A 22537-nucleotide genomic window follows, 5' to 3' on the forward strand; every position below is an offset into this window, starting at 1 on the left:
GACAGTGACCGAAGCACAAGGGGCTCTAGGTGAGGGGCTCGCCGTCGACGACGTGTCGGTCGGCTACGGGCCCGTACGCGCGCTGCGCGGCGTGACGCTGGAGGTGCCGGCCGGTGCCGTCGTCGCCGTGCTCGGCGGCAACGGCGCCGGCAAGTCGACGCTGCTGCGCGCCGTCTCGCGGACGCTCAATTTCCACGGCGGGACGGTGACGTCCGGCGAGGTACGGTTCGGCGGCCGCCGCACCAGCGGTCTGAGCGCCGACCGGGTCGTCGGCGCGGGGATCTGCCAAGTCCCCGAGGGACGGCAGGTGTTCGCCCGGATGACCGTCGCCGACAACCTGCGCGCGGGAGCGCTCGGCTCGACCGGCTCGCGCGCCGACAAGGCCGCCGCGCTGCGCCGCGTCCACGAGCTGTTCCCGGTGCTCGCCGACCGCGCGCACCAGCGGGCCGGACTGCTGTCCGGCGGCGAGCAGCAGATGCTGGCCGTCGGGCGCGCCCTGATGGCGGGGCCGCGGCTGCTGCTCCTGGACGAACCGTCCCTGGGCCTCGCACCGCTGATGGCGGCCCGCATCGCCGACACCGTCCGCGAGATCAACGCCCAGGGCGTCTCCGTCCTGCTCGTGGAGCAGAACGCGGCGCTCGCCCTGCGGCTCGCCTCGCACGCGTACGTCCTGGAGGTCGGCGAGATCACCCTGCACGGCCCCGCCGACGAGCTCGCCGGGTCCGACGAGGTGCGCCGGCGCTACCTCGGCGTCGTCGACGAGACGGCCGCGGCGGACGCCTCCGGTGGCGCTGCCCACGCACCGGCCCTGCGGCGCTGGGGAGGAACCCGATGACCACCGCCACCGCGACCGACGTACTGCCGCTGCGCGTCGAGGACCTGACCGTGCGGTTCGCCGGACTGACCGCCCTCGACGGCATCAGTCTCACCGTCGAACCCGGCACCGTGCACGCCGTCATCGGCCCGAACGGCGCCGGCAAGTCCACCACCTTCAACGTGCTGTCCGGCGTCTACCGCGCCACCTCCGGCACCGTCCACCTGGGCACGCGCGAGCTGACCGGCCTGCCTCCGCACCGCATCGCCGCGCTCGGCGTCGCCCGCACCTTCCAGAACCTCGCCCTGCCGCCGCGCACCACCGTCGCCGACAGCCTGCTGCTCGGCCGCCACCGGCTCACCCGCAGCGGATTCGTCACGGCGGGCCTGCGGCTGCCGTCGGCCGTCCGCGAGGAGCGGGCCCACCGCGAACGGGTCCGTGAGATCGCCGAGTTCGTCGGCATCGGCGACCAACTCGACACGCCGACCGGCGCGTTGCCGTACGGACTCCAGAAGCTCGCCGAACTCGCGCGGGCCCTGTGCATGGAGCCCAGCGTTCTGCTGCTCGACGAACCCGTCGCCGGCATGACCGCCGACGAACGCCGCCGCACCGCCGCCGTCATCGCCGGCGTCCGCGACAGCCTCGGCATCTCCATCGTCCTGGTGGAGCACGACATGGGCGTCGTCATGCGGCTCGCCGACGAGGTCACCGTCCTCGACTTCGGCCGCCGCATCGCGGCAGGGCCCCCGTCCCGCGTCCAGAACGACCCGGCGGTGATCCAGGCGTACCTGGGCACACCCGACACGGGTGACACGAACGAAGAGGCCACCCCATGACCACCTTCCTCGAACTGTTCCTCAACGGCGTCTCGCTGGGCTCCGTCTACGCCCTCATCGCCCTCGGCTTCGTCGTCATCTTCCGGGCGACCGAAGTCGTCAACTTCGCCCACGCGTCGCTGCTGCTCGCCGGCGGCTACGTCACGGCCTCGCTCCACGAGGAGCTCGGCTTCTGGCCCGCGCTCGGCGTCGGCATCGCCGCCGCCGCGGTCGTCGGCGCCGCCGTCGAGTTCTTCGTCATGCGGCGCTACCGCGGCCACGACCACAGCGTCCTCGCCATCGTCACCATCGGCGTCGACATCCTGCTCACCACCGAGCTGACCCGCCGCCTCGGCACCGACGTCCTCACCATGGGCGACCCGTGGGGCGACGCCGTGCTCACCGTCGGCGGGATCTCCATCGCCCACACCCGGATCGCCGCGTTCGTGGCCGCCGCCCTGCTCATCACCGGCTTCCTGCTGGTCTTCCGGTACACGTCGTGGGGTGTCGCGATGCGCGCCGCCGCCGAGAGCTCCGAGACCGCCGCGCTCATGGGCGTACGCCTCGGCCGGGTGTCGCTCGGGGCGTGGGCCGTCGCCGGCGGGCTCGCCGCCGTCGCCGCCCTGTTCCTGTGCGTGTTCCCGACCCCCGGCCTCGAACGGGCCACGTCCCTCGCGGCCCTGAAGGCCTTCCCCGCGGCCATCCTCGGCGGCCTCGACTCCACGACCGGGGCGCTCGTCGGCGGTCTCGTCGTCGGCGTCACCGAGTCCCTCGCCACCGGCTACCAGAGCGAACTCGCCTTCATGGGGCGTGGACTGGGCGACCTCGCGCCCTACCTCGTGATGACGGCCATCCTCCTGCTGCGCCCCTCCGGGCTCTTCGGCACCAAGGAGCTCGCCCGTGTCTGACGCCCTCACCGCCCAGGCCGACCCGGCCACCTCCCGTACGGCGACGAAGAGTCCACCCAGGACGCTGCTCAGCCGCCCCCGCCCGTACGTGATCGTCGTCGGCGCGCTGCTGCTCCTCGCGTTCCCCTTCTACCTCGACCGCTTCTGGCTCCAGGCCGGGCTGTTCGCCATGGCCGCCGCCATCGGCGCGATCGGCCTCAACCTCCTCACCGGCGCCACCGGCCAGCTCTCCATGGGCCACGCCTTCTTCCTCGCCGTCGGCGCCTACGCCTACTGCGTGTTCGCGGGGGAGCGGGGCCAGGAGATCAGCGGCATCGGCCTGCCGCCCTGGCTCGCCGCCGTGGTCGCCGTGCTCGTGGCCGGCGCCGCGGGCGGGCTGTTCAGCCCCATCGCGGGCCGTCTCAAGGGCGCGTACCTCGGCATCGCGACGATCGCCCTGATCTTCATCGGTCAGCACGTCCTGTTCAACGCCGAGGACCTGACCGGCGGCGCCAACGGCCGCGACGTGCCCGCCATGAGCCTGTTCGGCCTCACCTTCGACGAGAGCGAGCTGACCGTCGCGAACGTGCCGTTCGGCTCCGCGGAGAAGCTCTGGTACCTCGGCCTCGCCCTCACCCTCGTCTGCGGCCTGTTCGCGCGGGGCGTGCTGCGCGGCCGCCCCGGGCGGGCCATGAACGCCATCCGCGACCACCGCATCGCCGCCGGTGTCCTCGGGGTGCCGGTGGCCCGCTACCGGGCGGGCGTCTTCGTCCTGTCGTCCATGTACGCGGGCCTCGCCGGGGTCCTGCTCGCCCTCGTCTTCCAGCGCACCGTGCCCGACTACTTCGGCATCGCGCTCTCCCTCGAGTACCTCGCCATGATCGTCATCGGCGGGCTCGGCTCGGTGGCGGGCGCCGTCGTCGGCGCCGCGTTCGTCTCGCTGCTGCCGCAGATCCTCACCCGCTACAGCGACGCCCTGCCCCTGGTCTCGGCCCCCGGCACCGGCGGCGTCGCCCCCGGCGAGGCCGCCCGCTACCTCTACGGCGCAGCCGTCGTGGCAGTGGTCCTTTTTCTCCCGGGCGGACTGGTTCAGCTCGCCGCCCGGCGCGCCCGGAAACACCCTCAGGAGGACGCATGACCGCCCGTGAAGGCCGCACCCGAACCCGCACGCTCACAGTGACCACCGTGGCCGCGCTGCTCGCGCTGACCGCCGCGTGCAGCTCCAAGGCGAAGGACGAGGGAGGCGACGACAAGCAGAGCGCGGGCGGGGTGAAGACCGGCCAGGGCATCTCCGGCAAGACGATCGACCTCGGCGTCCTGACCGACATGACCGGCGTCTACGCGACCCTCGGCAAGAGCGTGACCCAGGCCCAGCAGCTGTACGTGAAGCAGACCAACGCCGACGGCGGGATCTGCGGCTACCAGCTGAAGCTCACCGTCCGCGACCACGGCTACGACCCGCAGAAGGCCGTCGCCGGCTACACCGAGCTGTCGCCGAAGGTGCTCGGCTTCACCCAGTTCATCGGCTCCCCGTTCGTCGCGGCGGTCGAGAAGCGCATCGGCCAGGACAAGGCCCTCGTGCTGCCGCAGGCCTGGTCGGCGAACCTGCTCGGCAACCCGTACGTCCGCGTCATCGGATCGACGTACGACATCGAGACGATCAACGCGGTCGACTTCCTGATGAAGGAGAAGGGCCTCAAGAAGGGCGACAAGCTCGGCCACGTCTACTTCGAGGGCGACTACGGCGAGAACGCGCTCAAGGGCTCGAAGTTCATCGCGGACAAGGCCGGTCTCACCGTCGTCGAGCAGAAGATCAAGCCCACCGACAACGACATGACCGCCCAGGTCGCCGCGTTGAAGAAGGCCGGCGTCAAGGGCATCGTGATCAGTGCGGGTCCCCGTCAGGCGGCCTCGCTCGTCGGTGTCGCCGCCGCGGCCAAGCTGAACGTGCCCGTCATCGGCAACAACTCGGCGTTCGCCCCGCAGCTCCTGGCCACCCAGGCGGGCCCGGCCCTGGAGAAGAACTACTGGGTCGCCTCCCCGTCGCTGCCCATCGGCGCCGACACCCCCGAGGCGAAGAAGCTCGTCTCCGACTACAAGAAGGCGTACCCGAAGGACTCCCTGGACAACGGCGTCGTCGCCGGCTGGACCGCGGTGTCCGTCTTCGGCGAGGCCCTGAAGAAGGCCTGCGACAACAAGGACCTCACCCGTGAGGGCGTCGACAAGGCGCTGCTCTCCCTGAGCACCTTCGACAACGGCTTCGGCGTCGACCAGAACTTCACCGACCCGAAGGCGCCCTCCTCGCACCAGTCGGTCATCCTCCAGCCCGACAAGTCCGCGGTCGGCGGCACGAAGGTCGTCCGTGACCCGAGCGAGGCGGCGGAGGCGAAGGCCTACACCGAGTCGGCGAGCTGACCCGAGTACGGAAAAAGCGGTGGTCCCGAGCCGATCGGCTCGGGACCACCGCTTTCGCGTTCCGCGGGGGTTACGGCAGCTGCGCCGTACGCGCCTCGCGCCGGTTGTCCCGGAAGTTGTTCACGCGGCGAGCCGTCGCGAACAGCGGGATGACCGCTCCGAGCACCAGCTGGAGCGCACAGCCCGTCGCGAGCAGCAGCTGACCACCGGGAGCGTCGAACGCCCACGCGGCCAGCAGACCCATGCTCAGGACGATCCACGACAGCATCGCGACCGCGAGGCGGCCCCGCGGCTTGGGGTACTCGACGCGGCTCACCATCAGCCACGCGGTACCGAGGATCGCCAGGAGCGTCGCCACGAAGGGCAGCTCCAGGAGCACGATCGAGACGACGGTCAGCGCGCCGAACGGCGACGGCATGCCCTGGAAGGTGCCGTCCTTCACCGTCACGCACGAGAACCGCGCAAGCCTCAGCACCACCGCCAGCAGCACCACGATGGCACCCACCGCCGCGACTCTCTGGTGCGCGTCGTCGGCGACCATGCCGTAGACGAGCACGAAGTACGCGGGCGCGAGGCCGAAGCTGATGAGGTCGGACAGGTTGTCCAGCTCGGCGCCCATCGGCGACGAGCGGAGCTTGCGGGCCACCAGACCGTCGAACAGGTCGAAGATCGCGGCGGCCAGCATCAGGATCACGGCGGTCGCGGCGCTGTGCCGTGCCATGCCGGAGTCCTGGCTGCCCTGGATGTGCGGGATGAGGATGCCGGTCGTCGTGAAGTAGACGGCCATGAAGCCGCACGTCGCGTTGCCGAGCGTGAGGGTGTCCGCTATCGACAGGCGCAGTGAGAGCGGCATCTCCTCCGCGTCGTCCGCCGTGTCGTCGGGTCCGGGCACCCAGCCCGCCTGGGCCTCGGGATCAGTCACGGTCAATGCGAGTCACCCCAGCCACCGTCTTCTGCCCCACCTCGACGTCGACCTCGACGCCCTCGGGGAGATAGATGTCGACACGCGAGCCGAACCGGATCAGACCGATGCGCTCGCCCTGCTCCACCTTCGTGCCCTGCGGGATGTACGGCACGATGCGGCGGGCGACGGCACCGGCGATCTGGATCATCTCGATGTCGCCGAGCTCGGTGTCGAAGTGCCACACCACGCGCTCGTTGTTCTCGCTCTCCTTGTTGAACGCCGGGACGAAGCCGCCCGGGATGTGTTCAACGGACGTCACGGTGCCCGCGAGGGGAGCGCGGTTGACGTGGACGTTCAGCGGGCTCATGAAGATCGCGACGCGGGTGCGCCCGTCCTTCCACGGCATGATGCTCTGCACCACACCGTCGGCCGGGGAGATGACCCGGCCGGACGAGATCTCGCGCTCGGGGTCGCGGAAGAACCACAGCATGCCGGCCGCCAGAGCGGTGGTCGGGACGGCGAGTGCTGCTGCCTTCTTCGAACGGCGCGAGCGCGCGAGGCTGAGGGCAGCCGTGGCGACGGTCGGGAGAAGCCACGGCGATGCTCCGCGCGCAAGGCGACCACCGAGGAAGCCGTCGCGTGGTGCAGAGGTTTGGCTGTGGGGCATGGATGACCTTCGTAGCGGATGAGGCCGCGCTGTATACGGGGGGACGGCGGCTTTTCCGGGATGCTATCGGTTGCGAGCCACAACTGGGCAAGCCAGGAAGCCGAGTCGACGGCTGAAGAGTGTTGACGGGGTGTGATCTTCTTCGCGAAGAAAACACCCCGAAACAGGACATCTCACCCAGGCTCAGCCCTGGAATCGATACTCCTCGAGCAGTCGACGACCAATGATCATTTTCTGGATTTCGGCGGTACCTTCACCGATCAGCAGCATCGGTGCCTCGCGGTACAGGCGCTCGATCTCGTACTCCTTGGAGAAGCCGTATCCGCCATGAATACGGAACGCGTCCTCCACGACTTCTTTGCAGTATTCGGAGGCCAGGTACTTGGCCATCCCTGCTTCGAGGTCGTTTCGTTCCCCGGAGTCCTTTTTGCGTGCTGCATTGACCATCATCGCATGGGCGGCCTCGACCTTGGTAGCCATCTCGGCCAACTTGAACTGAATCGCCTGGTGCTGAGCGATCGGCTTTCCGAACGTGTGCCGTTGCTGTGCGTAAGCGACTCCCAGCTCGAACGCACGCTGAGCGACACCGCAACCACGCGCCGCGACATTCACCCGGCCCACTTCGACGCCGTCCATCATTTGGTAAAACCCTCGGCCGGTCTCGCCACCGAGTACACGATTGGCCGGAATGCGTAGTCCGTCCATGATGAGTTCGGTGGTGTCGACCCCCTTGTAACCCATCTTGTCGATCTTCCCGGGGATGGTGAGGCCCGGACGCACCTCGCCGAATCCCGGCTCCTTCTCCACGAGGAACGTCGTCATCGACTTGTGCGGGGCCGTGCCCTCGGGGTGGCCTTCGTCACTTCGCGTGAGAACCGCCACAAGCGTTGACGTACCGCCGTTCGTCAGCCACATCTTCTGGCCGTTGAGGACGTACTCGTCGCCGTCCTTGACCGCCTTCGACGTGATCGCCGACACATCCGAGCCGAGCGCCGGCTCGGACATCGAGAACGCGCCGCGCACCTCGCCGAGCGCCATCCGCGGCAGGAAGTACTCCCGCTGCTCCTGCGTCCCGTGCTGCTTGAGCATGTACGCCACGATGAAGTGGGTGTTGATGATGCCGGAGACCGACATCCAGCCGCGCGCGATCTCCTCGACGCACAGCGCGTACGTGAGCAGCGACTCGCCGAGCCCCCCGTACTCCTCGGGGATCATCAGCCCGAACAGGCCCAACTCCTTGAGCCCGTCGACGATCTCTTGCGGGTACTCGTCACGGTGTTCGAGCTCCGTCGCGACCGGGATGATCTCCTTGTCGACGAAGTCCCGGACGGTGGACAGGATTTCCTGCTGGACGTCCGTGAGACCGGCCGTCTGGGCGAGTCGCGCCATGGCTACTTCTCCTGCTGCGTGAGTTCGGGGCGGCCGGGCTGCTCGCCGCCGCGCTCCTTGATGTAGGTCTCGGTGGGCACCATCACCTTGCGGCGGAAGACGCAGACGAGCGTGCCGTCCTGCTTGTAGCCCTTGGTCTCGACGTACACGATGCCCCGGTCGCTCTTGGACTTCGACGGGGTCTTGTCGAGGACCGTGGTCTCGCCGTAGAGGGTGTCGCCGTGGAACGTCGGCGCGACGTGGCGCAGCGACTCGATCTCCAGGTTGGCGATCGCCTTGCCCGAGACGTCCGGCACGGACATGCCGAGCAGCAGGGAGTAGATGTAGTTGCCGACGACGACGTTCTTGCCGAAGTCCGTCGTCTTCTCCGCATAGTTGGTGTCCATGTGGAGGGGGTGGTGGTTCATCGTGAGGAGACAGAAGAGGTGGTCGTCGTACTCGGTGACCGTCTTCCCGGGCCAGTGCTTGTAGACGTCCCCGACGGTGAACTCTTCGTAGGTGCGGCCGAATTGCATGGTCTTACGCCTCCGGGGCCTCGAACGTGCTGGTGCGCTGCATGCCGGCGGCGCGGCCCTTGCCGGAGATGACCAGGGCCATCTTGCGGGAGGCCTCGTCGATCATCTCGTCGCCGAGCATCGCCGAGCCCTTCTTCCCGCCCGCCTCGGACGTGTAGTAGTCGTACGCGTCCAGGATCAGCTCGGCGTGGTCGAAGTCCTCCTGCGAGGGCGAGAAGATCTCGTTCGACGCCTCGACCTGGCCGGGGTGCAGCACCCACTTGCCGTCGAAGCCGAGGGCCGCGGCGCGCTGGGCGACCTCGCGGTAGCCGTCGACGTTGCGGATCTGGAGGTAGGGGCCGTCGATCGCCTGGAGGTCGTTGGCGCGGGCCGCCATCAGGATCTTCATCAGGATGTAGTGGTAGGCGTCGGCGCCGTAGCCGGGCGGCTGCTCGCCGACGACCAGGGACTTCATGTTGATGGAGGCCATGAAGTCGGCCGGGCCGAAGATGATCGTCTCGGTGCGCGGGGAGGCCTCCGCGATCGCGTTGACGTTGTTGAGGCCGCGCGCGTTCTCGATCTGCGCCTCGATGCCGATCTTGCCGACCTCGAAGCCCATCGTCTTCTCGATCTGCGTGAGCAGCAGGTCCAGGGCGACGACCTGGTCGGCCGTCTGGACCTTGGGGAGCATGATGCAGTCGAGGTTCTGGCCGGCGCCCTCGACGACGGTCACGACGTCGCGGTAGGTCCACTCGGTGGTCCAGTCGTTGACCCGCACGACGCGCGTCTTGCCCGTCCAGTCGCCCTCGTTGAGGAACTTGACGATGGTGTGCCGGGCCTCGGGCTTGGCGAGCGGCGCGCAGGCGTCCTCCAGGTCGAGGAAGACCTGGTCGGCGGGGAGGCCCTGGGCCTTCTCCAGGAAGCGGGGGTTGGACCCCGGCACCGCGAGACAGGAGCGGCGCGGACGGAGACGGTTGACGCTGGTCATGCGGGGACCTCCAACGGGTCGAGGTTGTTCGCTTTCCGGATCTCGTCGACGATACGGCCGATGATCTCCGTGATGCCGAAGTCCTTGGGGGTGAAGACGGCGGCGACACCCGCCCGCTTCAGTTCCTCGGCGTCTGCGTTCGGGATGATGCCTCCGACGATCACGGGGATGTCGGGGGCGCCCGCCTCGCGCAGCCGGGTCAGGACGTCGGGCACCAGCTCGGCGTGCGACCCGGACAGGATCGACAGGCCGACGCAGTGCACGTCCTCGGCGAGCGCGGCGGACACGATCTGTTCCGGGGTGAGCCGGATGCCCTGGTAGACCACCTCGAACCCGGCGTCACGGGCGCGTACGGCGATCTGCTCGGCGCCGTTCGAGTGGCCGTCCAGGCCCGGCTTGCCGACCAACAGGCGGAGCTTGCCGCCCAGTTCGTCGCCGGTGCGCCGGACCTTCTCGCGGACGACGGCGAGTGGCGTGCCCTCCTCGGCGGTCACCGCGACCGGCGCCGACGAGACCCCGGTGGGGGCGCGGAACTCGCCGAACACCTCGCGCAGGGCCTGCGACCACTCGCCGGTCGTGACCCCGGCGCGGGCGCACTCCAGCGTGGCCTCCATGAGGTTCTCCGTGCCCGCCGCGGCCTCCTTGAGGCGGTCGAGGGCCTGCCCAGTGGTCGGGTAGTGGAACGGGTCGCCCATGCCCTGCCGGTCGCTCGACTCCTGACGCGTGGTGCGCCAGTCGCCGATGGCCCGCACGACCCGCGCCTCGACCTGGTGGTCGACCGTCATGATCGCGGCGTCCAGGTCGGCGGTGAGCGGGTTCGGCTCGGTCGACTCGTAGATGTTCACACCCACGATCTTCTCCTCGCCGCCCTCGATCCGAGCGCGGCGCTCGGCGTGCGAGGAGACGAGCTGCGACTTGAGGTAGCCGGACTCGACGGCGGCCATCGCGCCGCCCATCTCCTGGATCCGGTCGATCTCGGCGAGCGACTCGGCGACCAGCGCGTCGACCTTCTTCTCGATGACGTGCGAGCCCGCGAAGATGTCCTCGTACTCCAGCAGGTCGCTCTCGTGGGCGAGGACCTGCTGGATACGGAGCGACCACTGCTGGTCCCAGGGGCGGGGCAGCCCCAACGCCTCGTTCCAGGCGGGGAGTTGGACGGCGCGGGCGCGCGCGTCCTTGGACAGCGTCACGGCCAGCATCTCCAGCACGATCCGCTGGACGTTGTTCTCCGGCTGCGCCTCGGTCAGGCCCAGCGAGTTGACCTGGACCCCGTACCGGAAGCGGCGCTGTTTCGCGTTCTCGATGCCGTACCGCTCGCGCGTGATCTGGTCCCAGATCCGCCCGAACGCCCGCATCTTGCACATCTCCTCGATGAAGCGGACACCCGCGTTCACGAAGAAGGAGATGCGGGCCACGACGTCCCCGAACTTCTCGGCGGGGACCTGCCCTGAGTCGCGTACGGCATCGAGAACGGCGATGGCGGTGGACATCGCGTACGCGATCTCCTGGACCGGTGTGGCCCCCGCCTCCTGGAGGTGGTAGCTACAGATGTTGATCGGGTTCCACTTCGGCATGTTCGCCACCGTGTACGCGATCATGTCGGTCGTCAGGCGGAGCGAGGGCCCCGGCGGGAACACATGGGTGCCCCGGGACAAGTACTCCTTGACGATGTCGTTCTGGGTGGTGCCCTGGAGCTGGGTGATGTCCGCGCCCTGCTCCTCCGCGACGACCTGGTAGAGCGCCAGAAGCCACATGGCGGTGGCGTTGATGGTCATCGAGGTGTTCATCTGCTCCAGGGGGATGTCCTGGAACAGCCGGCGCATGTCACCGAGGTGACTGACCGGGACGCCGACGCGGCCCACCTCGCCCCGGGCGAGGATGTGGTCCGGGTCGTAGCCCGTCTGGGTCGGCAGGTCGAAGGCGACCGACAGACCCGTCTGGCCCTTGGCCAGGTTGCGCCGGTACAACTCGTTGGACGCCTCTGCCGTGGAGTGCCCGGCGTACGTGCGCATCAGCCACGGCCGGTCCTTCTGACGCTCAGTCATCAGACGTTGCTCCCCCGGGAGTTCAGACGTTGCGGAAGCGGTTGATGGCGTCGATGTGCTGGGCGCGCTTCTCGTGGTCGCGCACGCCCAGGCCCTCCTCGGGGGCCAGCGCGAGGACGCCGACCTTGCCCTGGTGGAGGTTGCGGTGCACGTCGTAGGCGGCCTGTCCGGTGTCTTCGAGGGAGTACGTCTTCGAGAGCGTCGGGTGGATCTTGCCCTTGGCGATCAGACGGTTCGCCTCCCACGCCTCGCGGTAGTTGGCGAAGTGCGAGCCGATGATCCGCTTCAGGGACATCCACAGGTAGCGGTTGTCGTACTCGTGCATGTAGCCCGAGGTCGAGGCGCAGGTGGTGATGGTGCCGCCCTTGCGCGTGACGTACACGCTGGCGCCGAAGGTCTCGCGGCCGGGGTGCTCGAAGACGATGTCGATGTCCTCGCCGCCGGTGAACTCGCGGATGCGCTTGCCGAAGCGCTTCCACTCCTTCGGGTCCTGGGTGTGCTCGTCCTTCCAGAACTTGTAGCCCTCGGCGTTGCGGTCGATGATCGCCTCGGCGCCCATCGACCGGCAGATGTCCGCCTTCTGCTCGCTGGAGACGACACAGATCGGGTTGGCGCCGCCGGCGAGCGCGAACTGCGTGGCGTAGGAGCCGAGTCCACCGCTCGCGCCCCAGATGAGGACGTTGTCGCCCTGCTTCATGCCGGCGCCGTTGCGGGAGACGAGCTGCCGGTACGCGGTGGAGTTCACCAGACCGGGCGCGGCGGCCTCTTCCCAGCTCAGGTGGTCCGGCTTGGGCATCAGCTGGTTGGACTTGACGAGCGCGATCTCGGCGAGCCCGCCGAAGTTCGTCTCGAAGCCCCAGATGCGCTGCTCGGGGTCGAGCATCGTGTCGTTGTGGCCGTCGCTCGACTCCAGCTCGACGCTCAGGCAGTGCGCGACGACCTCGTCACCGGGGTTCCAGGAGTTCACGCCCGGTCCGGTGCGCAGCACGACGCCCGCGAGGTCGGAGCCGATGATGTGGTACGGCAGGTCGTGGCGCTTGGAGAGCTCGGACAGGCGCCCGTAGCGCTCCAGGAAGTTGAAGGTGGACACCGGCTCGAAGATCGAGGTCCACACCGAGTTGTAGTTGACCGAGGAGGCCATCACGGCCACCAGTGCCTCGCCCGGGCCGAGCTCGGGCACCGGCACGTCGTCCAGGTGGATCGACTTGCGCGGGTCCTTCTCGCGGGACTCGAGCCCGGCGAACATCTCCGCCTCGTCCTTGTGCACGGTGATCGCGCGGTACGAGTCGGGGAGCGGCAGGGCGGCGAAGTCGGCAGACGTGGCGGTCTGCGACTGAATCGCGTCCAGGATGTCCTTCACGGTGGTGCCTCCGGCGGTGAGCGACTGAGGGGATCGCTGAGTCGGGTGTGGCTGCTGGGTTTGAGGGTGTGCCGTCGGTTCGGCGGGGGTGGTGCTGTGGCAGCGCTGGGTGTGGCGCGGAAGGTTGCCTGTGACGCAGGCGTCCGGGCGCACGGGTCACGGTCGGTCGTGGCCTGTGGGGACAGCCGGCGTACGGAAGTTCTCTGCACGCCGGCCGCCCGGACTCCTTCAACGTATGGCACGCCGTGACAACGCACAAGGCACTGCGTGCCACGAGTTTCGCTCAGGTGAAATCTTTACGACACAACTGAGCGATGATCGATCATCCATGGTCAGGGGCGGGTTGTGCGGGCAGGAAGGGATCGATGATCGATCACACCAGGGGTGGGCTGGTGGCCCGGGATGCGCGAGAGCCCTCTGACGTGGCACTGCGTGCCACGTCAGAGGGCCGGTCCCGCCGCGTCGGTTCGGGACGAGGGACAAGCCATCCACGGTCGCGTTGCCGACCGCCGGGAGCGAGAGGCCCAAGCTGATCGCCGAGCAGCCCGACGGAACGGCCGGGGTCGTGCGCGCCGCCTGCTGCCAGGTCGACGGCGACGGGGCGTACGCCGGTACTCGTCCCGTACGACCGGGTCCCGGCGCTGTCACGCAGGTGCACGCTGATCTTCACGGGGGAGCCGGCCGCCCGGCTGCCCTTGAACCACAGGCCCGGCGCGTACGTGCGGCGACGTCAGGATGATGGCCTGCTCCGGCACGGCCTGCTCGACGGCGGTGGCGCAGGCGCCCGCTCCAGCGCCCGCAGGTCCGGTACGAGATGGTCGTCGACCGGTGTCGGCCCGCAGATGACGACGGTCTCGGCCGCGCGCAGGGCGGCCGGATCCGTCGTCAACAGCAGCCGGTCGCCGGCCAGTCGGCGGCGCAGTCGCGCGTGGCCGGCGGGCAGCGGATCCACGTCGTACGCGCCGGGCATCCGGTCCCCCAGGAGCGCGGAGATGGAAGCCGCCTGATGCGGCCTCTATCGGTGGGGCACAAGCCGTCAGCGAGCCACGGGGTTCCAGCAGGGGGGAGATGGCGAAAAGGTTCGTACAGGTGCGGTGAGGGAGGCGGACGGCCGGCGGGCGCGCACCGGGTGAGCCCGCGCACCGGCGGCGCACCGAACGGCTTCGGCGCGGGGCCGACCGGCTCTACCGGTTCCTGAGCGCTTCCTCGATCGTGCGCATCACCTCGGGCAGCGGGGCGTCCGTGCGCGCCACCGCCACCAGAACCTCGCCGGTGTGCGACACCTGGGCCGGCGGCGGGGAGGCCGGGGTGCGCCCCGCGCCGATGCCGGTGCCGAACGTGCGGCGGACGATCGCGAAGGCGTGGTCGAGCTGGTTCTCCACGTCGCCCTGGCCGCCGGCCCGCAGCCAGCGGCGCAGCACGTGGTTGTGGGCGGTCACGACGGCCGACGCGGCGACCTCGGCGAGCAGCGGGTCGTCGTTGCCGTCGTGGTGGGCCTGCTCGTCGAAGTGGCCCAGCAGATAGCGGGTGAACAGACGCTCGTAGCGGGCCACCGAGGCGATCTCGCGCTCACGCAGCGTGGGCACCTCGCGGGTCAGCCGGTAGCGCTCTACGGACACCGCGGGCGAGGCGGCGTACATCTTCATGACTTCCTTGATGCCGCGGCACACCGTGTCCAGCGGGTGCTCCAGGGGAGGCGCCGCGTTCAGCACCGCCTCCGCGCGGACCAGGGTGTCGTCGTGGTCCGGGAAGATCGCCTCTTCCTTGGAGCGGAAGTGACGGAAGAAGGTGCGGCGGGCGACGCCGGCGGCCGCGGCGATCTCGTCGACCGTCGTCGCCTCGTACCCCTTCGTGGCGAAGAGCTCCATCGCCGCGGCCGCGAGCTCGCGGCGCATCTTGAGCCGCTGGGCGGCGGCTCGGGTGCCCGCGGCGCTCTCCGGAGCGTCGGGCTGAGCCGGGGTACGGGAGGACGGGTCGGCGGCCTTATGAGCGGGCGTCATGCCCCGAACGTACTGCATGTACGTTCCAAGTCGCTCCCCGGTAAGCGGGCCGCCCGGCTCCCCGAGCAGCCCGCCCCAGTCCGACCCGAGGTCGGGACCCGCCCCCGCTCCCGGCTCAGCGCCGTGCATATTCGCGGAAGCCACGGCCCGTCTTGCGGCCGAGGCAGCCCGCGGCCACCAGGTGTTCGAGCAGCGGCGCGGGCGCGAGACCCGGGTCGCGGAACTCGCGGTGCAGGACCTTCTCGATGGCCAGGGAGACGTCGAGGCCCACCACGTCGAGGAGTTCGAAGGGTCCCATCGGGTAGCCGCCGCCGAGCTTCATCGCGGCGTCGATGTCGTCGAGGGTGGCGTAGTGCTCCTGCACCATCTTGATCGCGTTGTTCAGGTACGGGAACAGCAACGCGTTCACGATGAACCCGGCCCGGTCGCCGCAGTCCACGGGGTGCTTGCGGATCTTGAGGGTCAGGTCCTTGACGGTGGAGTGCACGTCGTCGGAGGTGAGGACGGTCCGCACGACCTCCACCAGCTTCATCGCCGGTGCCGGGTTGAAGAAGTGCATCCCGATGACGTCCTGCGGGCGCGAGGTGGCGCGGGCGCAGGCGACGACCGGCAGCGACGAGGTCGTCGTGGCGAGGATCGCGCCCGGCTTGCAGACCTTGTCGAACGTGCCGAACAGCTGCCGCTTGATCTCCAGGTCCTCGGCGACGGCCTCCAGGGCGAGGTCGACGTCCGCGAAGGCCTCGTAGGAACCGGCCGGCGCGATCCGCGCGAGCGTCTGCGCCGCGGCCTCGGCCGTCATCCGGCCCTTGTCGACAGAGCGCTGAAGAGACTTGCCGATACGGGCCTTCGCCGCGTCCGCCTTCTCCTCGCTGCGGGCGGCGAGCACGATGTCGTACCCGGCCTTCGCGAACACCTCGGCGATGCCGGAGGCCATCGTTCCCGAGCCCGCGACACCGACGGAGCGGATCGTGCGCCCCGGGGCGGCCACGGCGTCGCTCAGCGGCGTCAGGGCGTCCCGCACGACCACCGAACTGCCCGGCTCCTCGTACGAGTAGAAGCCGCGGCCCGCCTTGCGTCCCGTCAGGCCCGCCTCGCTGAGCTGCTTGAGGATCGGCGCGGGGGCGTGCAGCCGGTCGCGGGACTCGGCGTACATGGCGTCGAGGACGGTCCGCGCGGTGTCGACACCGATCAGGTCGAGCAGCGCGAGCGGGCCCATCGGCAGTCCGCAGCCCAGCTTCATCGCGGCGTCGATGTCCTCGCGGGACGCGTACTTGGCCTCGTACATCGCGGCGGCCTGGTTGAGGTAGCCGAAGAGCAGTCCGTCGGCGACGAAACCGGGCCGGTCGCCGACGGCGACGGGCTCCTTGCCGAGCTCCACGGCGAGGTCGGTGACGGCGGCGACCGCGGTCGGGGCGGTCAGCACGCTGGAGACCACCTCGACGAGCTTCATCGCGGGGGCCGGGTTGAAGAAGTGCAGCCCGATGACGCGCTCGGGCCGCGCGGAGTCGGCGGCGAGCCGGGTCACGGACAGCGCGTTCGTCCCGGTCGCGAGGATCGTCTCGGGCCGCACGACCGCGTCCAGGGCGCGGAAGATCTGCTGCTTGATCTCGTACGACTCCGGGGCGACCTCGATCACCAGGTCGGCGTCGGCGGCGGCCTGGAGGTCCGTGAACGTACGGAACCGGGCGAGCAGGTCCGCACGCTCCTGCTCGGTGAGGTGCTCGCGGCGTACCGCACGCGCCGTCGAGGCCTCCAGGGAGGCGGCGGCCTGCGCGGTGGCGGCCTCGCTGATGTCGATGCCGATGACCTCGCGGCCGGCGCGTGCGAGGACCTCGGCGATGCCGGTGCCCATGGTGCCGAGGCCGACGACGGCGACCGTAGAGATGCGGGACAGGGGAGCGTCCATCCGGGAACTCCAGGAGTGAGGGTGACGACTGAGGGGTCACACCCGAAGACGCCACATGCCGGGCGTCGTGCGGGAGTTGAACGTGGCGCGCGGCGCACACGGGAAGCGGCGGCCCTGTCCCGGGGCCATGCCGTACTGGGTCGTGCTGGTGGTGCCTGAACCGACTGGCACTCGCGGCGGCTGCGTCACCAGGCCGCACGAGTGGTGCTGCGGGAAGTATGCCCCGCTCACCTGAGCTTAACCGACGAGTAACGAGCGCACCAGTCCTCGGTGTTGGCCAGTCGCTGTGATCTACGTCGCCGCAGGCCCGGCGCGTCTACCCTCGGTCTCATGGACGAAGAGTCGCGAGCGGTGACAGAGCGCATCCGGAAGGAATCCGGCGGCACGCCCGCCTTCGAGCAACTGGCCGCCACGGCCGACCACGACGAGCTGGCCGCGGTGCTCACGGCGCCGGAACAGCCCTTGTGGTCCCGGGAGTTGGCCGCGTACCGGCTCGGCCTGGCCGGTGATCGCCGCGCCTTCGAGTCCCTCGTCCTGCTCCTCAACCACCGCGACGCCGAGCGGTGCGCCGCCGCCGCGCAGGCGCTGCTCGCCCTGCGCGACCCGCGCACGGGCCGCGCGGCGGCGGCCCTGGCCACGAACGAACTGCGGGTCGCCTACGCCCTGCACCCCATCCGCCTGCTCACTCAGCTCAGGGCCCCCGAATCGGCCCCGGCCCTGATCGCCACGCTCCGCCGCCGCCTGACCCCGCACGACCCGTACCGCACGGTGGCCCTGGCCTGCGTCGAGGGCCTCGGCAGCCTGGCGGACCCCCGCGCCCGCGAGGTCCTCACGGAGGCGGCGACCCACCCGAGACTGGCGATGGCGGCGGCAGCGGCCCTGGCACGGCTGCCGGGGAGTGAGTCAGGTGGCGGCCGGGCCCCGCCGGTACCGCAGCTCCGGCACGCTCGCGCCGCCCACCTCGTACGGCTCGCGGGCCCCGTCCGCCACGAAACCGGCCCGCTCGTAGAACCGCCGCGCCCGCGCGTTCCCCTCCACGACCCACAGCCGCATCACGGGCCGCCCGGCCGCGAGGGAGCCGGCGAGGCACGTCTCCAGGAGCGCCCGCCCGACTCCGGTCGACAGCTGGGCCGGATCGACGTACAGCGCGTACAACTCGCCCTCGCCGGGCGGTACATCGGTGTCCCGGCACGGCCCGTGGCAGCCCCAGCCGATCACGCGGCCGGCGCGCTCGGCGACGTACTCCTCGGAGCGCCCGAACAGCTCCCGCCGCCGCTCGGCGTCCCGGTCCGCGCTCATCGCGTCCAGGTACGCCCGCGGCATCAGCCCCGCGTACGCGAACCGCCAGCCCCGTACGCGGACCTCGGCCACCGCGGCGCAGTCGTCGAGGGTCATGGGGCGCAGCAGGACAGGGGTGCGGGCGGGCCGGTTCACGGGCCCAGTGTCGCCCACACCGCCGCGCGGCACCTTCCCCGTCGCCCGCGCCGCTCTCACAACAGGGTCAGCTGCGTGGGTCCGGCCTGGGTGGGCACCAGTGGCTCCGGGTCCCGTACGCGCCGGGGCGAGGCCGCCCGCGACGGGCCGATCCCGAACTCCTCCGCCAGCTCGTGCACCTGCCGCGTCACCCGCCGCTGATACCACTTCGGGGCGTACGCGCCGTCCGCGTACAGCCGCTCGTAACGCCGTACGAGGTAGGGGTGGTGCCGCGCCAGCCATGCCATGAACCACTCGCGCGCCCCCGGCCGCAGATGCAGCACGAGCGGCGTCACGGACGTCGCCCCGGCCCGCGCGACGGCCCGCACCGTCGCCCGCAGCTGCTCGGGCCGGTCGCCGAGGAAGGGGATCACCGGCGCCATCAGCACCCCGCAGCCGATCCCCGCGTCGGTGAGCGCGCGCACCGCGTCGAGCCTGCGCTCGGGCGCGGGCGTGCCCGGCTCGACGGTGCGCCACAGCTCCTGGTCCACGAAACCGACCGAGACGCAGACCCCGACGTCCGTCACCTCGGCCGCCTGTCGCAGCAGCGGGAGGTCGCGCAGGATCAGCGTGCCCTTCGTCAGGATGCTGAAGGGATTCGCGTAGTCGCGCAGCGCCTCGATGATGCCGGGCATCAACCGGTAGCGCCCTTCGGCCCGTTGGTAGCAGTCGACGTTCGTGCCCATCGCGATGTGCTCGCCGAGCCAGCGGCGTGAGCCGAGGTGGTGGCGCAGCAGTTGCGGCGCGTTCACCTTCACCACGATCTGGCTGTCGAAGTCGAGTCCGCTGTCCAGGTCGAGGTAGCTGTGGGTGTTGCGGGCGAAGCAGTAGACGCAGGCGTGCGTGCAGCCGCGGTACGGGTTGACGGTCCATTCGAACGGCATGCGGGACGCGCCGGGCACCCGGTTCACGATCGAGCGCGCCCGGATCTCGTGAAAGGTCACCCCGCGGAACTCCGGGGTGTCGATGGTCCTGCTGACCACGGCGTCCGCGCCGAACAGCGCGGCGTCGGGCGCCCGGCCGTGTTCGGCCGGTCCGTCCGTGAGGTTCTCCCAGCGCATGACGCCTCCTCGGTTGGTTCTGCCCCCGCGTCCCAGAATAGAACACATGTTCCCTTGATCGTGCGAACCTGTTTCCGAACCCTTCAGGGCCCCGGATTTGGTGGCCGGTGCGCCGGGTGGTTGGCTTGCCGGAGCCCCTGAAGAACCAAGTGCTGGAGGAAGAGCCATGGCGCAGGTCGAGGCCACCACGGAGCGGGTCGTCGCCGCCAAGCCGGACGACGTGTTCGACGCCCTCGCCGACTACAGCGGGACGCGCGCGAAGCTGCTGTCCGAGCACTTCAGCGAGTACGAGGTGCGCGAGGGCGGCGACGGCGAGGGCACCGTCGTGCACTGGAAGCTCCAGGCCACCAGCAAGCGCGTCCGCGACTGCCTGCTCGACGTGAGCGAGCCGACCGACGGCGAACTCGTCGAGAAGGACCGCAACTCGTCGATGGTGACGACGTGGCGCGTCACCCCGGCCGGCGAGGGCCGGTCCCGGGTCACGGTGACCACCGTGTGGAACGGCGCGGGCGGCATCGGCGGCTTCTTCGAGAAGACGTTCGCCCCCAAGGGCCTCGGCCGCATCTACGACGCCGTCCTCGCCAAGCTCGCCACCGAGGTCGAGAAGTAGGACCGAGCGACAGGGGCGCGGGCAGGCGCGGGAAGCCGTCCGCGCGCCCTCGCGCCCCCCGGTGAAGCCGATGTAGTGCTCACCGTTTCGAGTGGTTTTCGTTTCGCGCCGGTTGTACGCCGTAGGGCTCCGACCGGCGCATACGTCGACAGAGCTCCGCCGACATGCGTCTCGTCGCGCTTGCCCCCCGTTATCCCGTAATGCGAGAAATGGGCGGCGCAAGGGCGACGAGGGGAGCGGCACGTGGGCACGACGACGCTGGTGACCGAGACGGAGACGGTCGGGGAACCGGTGGCCCCACCGGCCCCGCAGCCGGCCGCCGATCCTCGATCGGCCCGAGAGTCCGTGCGGTCGCCCGACCACGGACTCTCCCCGAGCCGGGTCAGGATGGTCTTCATCGGGCTGATGCTCGCGCTGCTGCTCGCCGCGCTGGAGCAGATGATCGTCGCCACCGCGCTCCCCAGGATCGTCGGTGAACTGCACGGCCTCGACAAGATGTCCTGGGCGATCACCGCCTACCTGCTGACCTCCACCATCGGCCTGCCGATCTACGGAAAGCTCGGCGACCTCTTCGGCCGCAAGGGCGTCTTCCAGTTCGCCATCGTCGTGTTCATCATCGGCTCCGCACTCGCGGGCCGGGCGCAGAGCATGGACCAGCTCATCGCGTTCCGCGCCGTCCAGGGCGTCGGCGCGGGCGGCCTCATGATCGGCGTACAGGCGATCATCGGCGACATCGTGCCGCCCCGCGAACGCGGCCGCTACATGGGCCTGATCGGCGCCGCGTTCGGCCTCGCCTCGGTGGCCGGACCGCTGCTCGGCGGCTACTTCACCGACCACCTCTCCTGGCGCTGGTGCTTCTACTTCAACGTGCCCTTCGGCCTGGTCACCCTCGCCGTCACGGCCGTCGTCCTCAAGCTCCCCAAGCCCACGAAGAAGCCCCGACTCGACGTCCTGGGCGCCCTGTTGCTCGCCACCGCGTCCACGTGCCTGGTCCTGCTGACCAGTTGGGGCGGCACGGAGTACGCGTGGGGCGACCGGGTCATCATCGGCCTCGCCGCCGGAGCCGTCGTGGCGGCCGGGCTGTTCCTCGTCGCCGAGAAGTACGCGGCCGAACCCCTCATCCCGCTGCGGCTGTTCCGCGACTCCGTCTTCAACCTCAGCGGCATCGTGGGCATGGTGGTCGGCGTCGCGCTCTTCGGCGCCGCCAGCTACCTGCCCACCTTCCTCCAGATGGTCGACGGCGCCACCGCCACCGAGTCCGGACTGCTGATGCTTCCCATGATGGGCGGCGTCGTCGGCGCCTCCGTCATCTCCGGCCAGCTCATCAGCCACACCGGCCGCTACAAGCTCTACCCGATCCTCGGCGGCGCCCTCTCCACGATCGGCATGTACCTCCTGTCGCGCCTTGAGGTCGACACGCCGCGCCTCGAGTACAGCGTCTACATGGCCGTGCTGGGCGCGGGCATCGGCCTGATCATGCCGGTGCTGGTGCTCGCCGTGCAGAACGCGGTCAGCCCGTCCGACCTCGGCACCGCCACCAGCGCCAACAACTACTTCCGGCAGATCGGCGGCAGCGTCGGCGCCGCGATCTTCGGCACGCTCTTCGCCGACCGCCTCGCCGACTCGCTCGCCGACCGGCTGCCCGCCGGCGGCGACCTGCCGGACGCCGAGTCGATCACCCCGCAGCTCGTGCACGCGATGCCCGAGGCGCTGCGCGCCCCCTACATCGAGGCGTACGCCGACGCGATGCCCCGGATCTTCCTCTACTTGGTGCCGGTCCTCGTCCTTGGCCTGCTCCTCGCCTTCTTCCTCAAGGAGACACCCCTGTTGTCCAGCGCAGCCGCCCCCCAGTCGTCCGAGCACCCCGTCATCCCGCCGCAGGAGCGCACCTCGTACGCCGCCGGAGTCCCGGTCTGCGGCACCGTCCAGCACTCCGACGGCACCGCCGTGCCGCGCGCGGCCCTCACCCTCATCGACGTCGGCGGCACCCAGATCGGGCGCGGCGCCAGCGGGGAGGACGGCCGGTACGCCCTGTCGACGCCCGGCGCCGGTTCCTACGTCCTGATCGCGGCGGCCGGCGGACACCAGCCGCAGGCCGTGACCGTCACCGTCGGGGAGCGCCCCGTCGAGCTCGACGTCGTGCTCGGCGGCGCGGGCCGCCTCGCCGGTTCCGTCGTCACCGCCGACGGAACTCCCGTACGGGACGCGACGGTCACCCTGACGAACGTGCACGGCGAGGTCGTCGCCACCACCCGCAGCGGGCGCGAGGGCGGGTACGTCATCACCGAGCTGGTCGCCGGCGAGTACACCCTCGCCGCGAGCGCCCCCGCGTTCCGCCCGGCCGCGCTCCCGGTCACCGTGATGGCCTCCCGCGAGACCCGCCAGGACGTCGAACTCGCGGGCGGGGCGGTGCTGCGGGGCACCGTCCGGGCGACCGGCGGGCGCCCGGTGGAGGACGCCCGGGTGACGCTGCTCGACGCGGCGGGGAACGTCGTCGACACGCTGACGACGGGCCCCGACGGCACGTTCCGCTTCATCGACCTGTCATCGGGCGAGTACACGGTGATCGCTGCGGGATACCCGCCGGTGGCCACGGTTCTTCAGGTGGCCGGGGGCGGGCGCACGGAGCGGGATTTGCAACTCGGGCACGAGGACTAGCCATCGGCCGCGGGTCCGGTGAGGCCGCGTGCCTTCCAGGGGGCGGGGAAC

At 70.3% G+C, this 22537-nt stretch carries 19 protein-coding genes and 1 pseudogene; 8 read left to right on the forward strand and 12 right to left on the reverse strand.

The window, feature by feature from the left end; genetic code table 11:
• Positions 1 to 4: 4 nt before the first annotated feature.
• The 5 genes from V2W30_RS32405 to V2W30_RS32425 are packed head-to-tail and all read left to right on the forward strand — an operon-like array spanning position 5 to position 4931.
• Entirely contained in the window at positions 5 to 835 is an 831-nt protein-coding gene (locus V2W30_RS32405) for an ABC transporter ATP-binding protein (protein WP_338702059.1), read from the forward strand.
• A complete protein-coding gene (locus V2W30_RS32410; RefSeq protein WP_338702060.1) occupies positions 832 to 1650 on the forward strand; it encodes an ABC transporter ATP-binding protein in 819 nt (272 codons plus the stop codon). The genes V2W30_RS32405 and V2W30_RS32410 overlap by 4 nt, the downstream gene beginning before the upstream one ends.
• Positions 1647 to 2537, forward strand: coding sequence for a branched-chain amino acid ABC transporter permease (locus V2W30_RS32415; protein ID WP_338702061.1), 891 nt, complete (start codon positions 1647 to 1649; stop codon positions 2535 to 2537). Before V2W30_RS32410 ends, V2W30_RS32415 begins: the two co-directional genes overlap by 4 nt.
• Positions 2530 to 3654, forward strand: a complete 1125-nt coding sequence (locus tag V2W30_RS32420) for a branched-chain amino acid ABC transporter permease (RefSeq protein WP_425244622.1) — start codon at positions 2530 to 2532, stop codon at positions 3652 to 3654. Before V2W30_RS32415 ends, V2W30_RS32420 begins: the two co-directional genes overlap by 8 nt.
• The gene (locus V2W30_RS32425; protein ID WP_338702062.1) at positions 3651 to 4931 is read left to right on the forward strand and encodes an ABC transporter substrate-binding protein; all 1281 of its coding nucleotides are present in this window, start codon (positions 3651 to 3653) and stop codon (positions 4929 to 4931) included. The genes V2W30_RS32420 and V2W30_RS32425 overlap by 4 nt, the downstream gene beginning before the upstream one ends.
• A 70-nt stretch (positions 4932 to 5001) precedes the next feature.
• Here V2W30_RS32425 and pssA read toward each other — a convergent pair whose 3' ends face one another.
• From pssA to V2W30_RS32475, 10 genes are all read right to left on the reverse strand, one after another.
• Complete coding sequence (gene pssA / locus V2W30_RS32430) at positions 5002 to 5784, reverse strand: CDP-diacylglycerol--serine O-phosphatidyltransferase (protein WP_425244713.1); 783 nt, start codon at positions 5782 to 5784, stop codon at positions 5002 to 5004.
• 61 nt (positions 5785 to 5845) lie between these two features.
• A complete protein-coding gene (locus V2W30_RS32435) occupies positions 5846 to 6502 on the reverse strand; it encodes a phosphatidylserine decarboxylase (RefSeq protein WP_338702065.1) in 657 nt (218 codons plus the stop codon).
• A gap of 183 nt (positions 6503 to 6685) precedes the next feature.
• Positions 6686 to 7891: an acyl-CoA dehydrogenase family protein gene (locus V2W30_RS32440; protein WP_338702067.1), complete on the reverse strand. Its 1206-nt coding sequence runs from the start codon at positions 7889 to 7891 to the stop codon at positions 6686 to 6688.
• A gap of 2 nt (positions 7892 to 7893) precedes the next feature.
• Positions 7894 to 8406: a MaoC family dehydratase gene (locus V2W30_RS32445; protein ID WP_338702069.1), complete on the reverse strand. Its 513-nt coding sequence runs from the start codon at positions 8404 to 8406 to the stop codon at positions 7894 to 7896.
• Positions 8407 to 8410: 4 nt separating this feature from the next.
• Positions 8411 to 9373, reverse strand: coding sequence for a CoA ester lyase (locus tag V2W30_RS32450; protein ID WP_338702071.1), 963 nt, complete (start codon positions 9371 to 9373; stop codon positions 8411 to 8413).
• The gene (locus V2W30_RS32455) at positions 9370 to 11418 is read right to left on the reverse strand and encodes a protein meaA (protein WP_338702073.1); all 2049 of its coding nucleotides are present in this window, start codon (positions 11416 to 11418) and stop codon (positions 9370 to 9372) included. Before V2W30_RS32455 ends, V2W30_RS32450 begins: the two co-directional genes overlap by 4 nt.
• A 22-nt stretch (positions 11419 to 11440) precedes the next feature.
• Positions 11441 to 12778, reverse strand: coding sequence for a crotonyl-CoA carboxylase/reductase (gene ccrA, locus V2W30_RS32460; RefSeq protein ID WP_338702075.1), 1338 nt, complete (start codon positions 12776 to 12778; stop codon positions 11441 to 11443).
• A 730-nt stretch (positions 12779 to 13508) separates the two neighbouring features.
• Positions 13509 to 13748, reverse strand: coding sequence for a hypothetical protein (locus V2W30_RS32465; RefSeq protein WP_338702077.1), 240 nt, complete (start codon positions 13746 to 13748; stop codon positions 13509 to 13511).
• 214 nt (positions 13749 to 13962) lie between these two features.
• Positions 13963 to 14778: a TetR family transcriptional regulator gene (locus V2W30_RS32470; RefSeq protein WP_338702079.1), complete on the reverse strand. Its 816-nt coding sequence runs from the start codon at positions 14776 to 14778 to the stop codon at positions 13963 to 13965.
• A 115-nt stretch (positions 14779 to 14893) separates the two neighbouring features.
• On the reverse strand, positions 14894 to 16684 hold the full coding sequence (locus V2W30_RS32475) for a 3-hydroxyacyl-CoA dehydrogenase family protein (RefSeq protein ID WP_338702081.1): 1791 nt from the start codon (positions 16682 to 16684) through the stop codon (positions 14894 to 14896).
• 330 nt (positions 16685 to 17014) lie between these two features.
• Between V2W30_RS32475 and V2W30_RS32480 the strand changes: the two are divergent.
• Positions 17015 to 17578, forward strand: a pseudogene (locus V2W30_RS32480) (HEAT repeat domain-containing protein); the annotation flags it as partial.
• A 9-nt stretch (positions 17579 to 17587) separates the two neighbouring features.
• On the opposite strand, the gene V2W30_RS32485 reads toward V2W30_RS32480, so the two are convergent.
• Both V2W30_RS32485 and V2W30_RS32490 read right to left on the reverse strand, forming a co-directional pair.
• Positions 17588 to 18079, reverse strand: a complete 492-nt coding sequence (locus tag V2W30_RS32485; protein ID WP_425244714.1) for an N-acetyltransferase family protein — start codon at positions 18077 to 18079, stop codon at positions 17588 to 17590.
• Between the two features lie 95 nt (positions 18080 to 18174).
• Positions 18175 to 19218, reverse strand: a complete 1044-nt coding sequence (locus V2W30_RS32490) for an Rv2578c family radical SAM protein (RefSeq protein ID WP_338702085.1) — start codon at positions 19216 to 19218, stop codon at positions 18175 to 18177.
• Between the two features lie 166 nt (positions 19219 to 19384).
• Here V2W30_RS32490 and V2W30_RS32495 point away from each other — a divergent pair, with 166 nt between their 5' ends.
• Together V2W30_RS32495 and V2W30_RS32500 are read left to right on the forward strand one after the other, a co-directional pair.
• A complete protein-coding gene (locus V2W30_RS32495; RefSeq protein WP_338702086.1) occupies positions 19385 to 19828 on the forward strand; it encodes an SRPBCC family protein in 444 nt (147 codons plus the stop codon).
• Between the two features lie 243 nt (positions 19829 to 20071).
• Positions 20072 to 22486 (forward strand): MFS transporter, encoded by a 2415-nt coding sequence (locus V2W30_RS32500; RefSeq protein WP_338702088.1) that lies wholly within the window; start codon positions 20072 to 20074, stop codon positions 22484 to 22486.
• The last annotated feature ends 51 nt before the right edge of the window (positions 22487 to 22537 follow it).

It is taken from the genome of Streptomyces sp. Q6 (assembly GCF_036967205.1).
In the GTDB taxonomy this organism is placed as follows: Bacteria; Actinomycetota; Actinomycetes; order Streptomycetales; family Streptomycetaceae; genus Streptomyces; species Streptomyces citrinus.

Coding starts and splice junctions, on each gene's coding strand:
- V2W30_RS32410 (WP_338702060.1), top strand. CDS start 832: ATGACCACCGCCACCGCGACCGACGTACTGCCGCTGCGCGTCGAGGAC.
- V2W30_RS32415 (WP_338702061.1), top strand. CDS start 1,647: ATGACCACCTTCCTCGAACTGTTCCTCAACGGCGTCTCGCTGGGCTCC.
- V2W30_RS32425 (WP_338702062.1), top strand. CDS start 3,651: ATGACCGCCCGTGAAGGCCGCACCCGAACCCGCACGCTCACAGTGACC.
- pssA (WP_425244713.1), bottom strand. CDS start 5,784: ATGCCGCTCTCACTGCGCCTGTCGATAGCGGACACCCTCACGCTCGGC.
- V2W30_RS32435 (WP_338702065.1), bottom strand. CDS start 6,502: ATGCCCCACAGCCAAACCTCTGCACCACGCGACGGCTTCCTCGGTGGT.
- V2W30_RS32440 (WP_338702067.1), bottom strand. CDS start 7,891: ATGGCGCGACTCGCCCAGACGGCCGGTCTCACGGACGTCCAGCAGGAA.
- V2W30_RS32445 (WP_338702069.1), bottom strand. CDS start 8,406: ATGCAATTCGGCCGCACCTACGAAGAGTTCACCGTCGGGGACGTCTAC.
- V2W30_RS32450 (WP_338702071.1), bottom strand. CDS start 9,373: ATGACCAGCGTCAACCGTCTCCGTCCGCGCCGCTCCTGTCTCGCGGTG.
- V2W30_RS32455 (WP_338702073.1), bottom strand. CDS start 11,418: ATGACTGAGCGTCAGAAGGACCGGCCGTGGCTGATGCGCACGTACGCC.
- V2W30_RS32465 (WP_338702077.1), bottom strand. CDS start 13,748: ATGCCCGGCGCGTACGACGTGGATCCGCTGCCCGCCGGCCACGCGCGA.
- V2W30_RS32470 (WP_338702079.1), bottom strand. CDS start 14,778: ATGACGCCCGCTCATAAGGCCGCCGACCCGTCCTCCCGTACCCCGGCT.
- V2W30_RS32475 (WP_338702081.1), bottom strand. CDS start 16,684: ATGGACGCTCCCCTGTCCCGCATCTCTACGGTCGCCGTCGTCGGCCTC.
- V2W30_RS32485 (WP_425244714.1), bottom strand. CDS start 18,079: ATGACCCTCGACGACTGCGCCGCGGTGGCCGAGGTCCGCGTACGGGGC.
- V2W30_RS32490 (WP_338702085.1), bottom strand. CDS start 19,218: ATGCGCTGGGAGAACCTCACGGACGGACCGGCCGAACACGGCCGGGCG.
- V2W30_RS32495 (WP_338702086.1), top strand. CDS start 19,385: ATGGCGCAGGTCGAGGCCACCACGGAGCGGGTCGTCGCCGCCAAGCCG.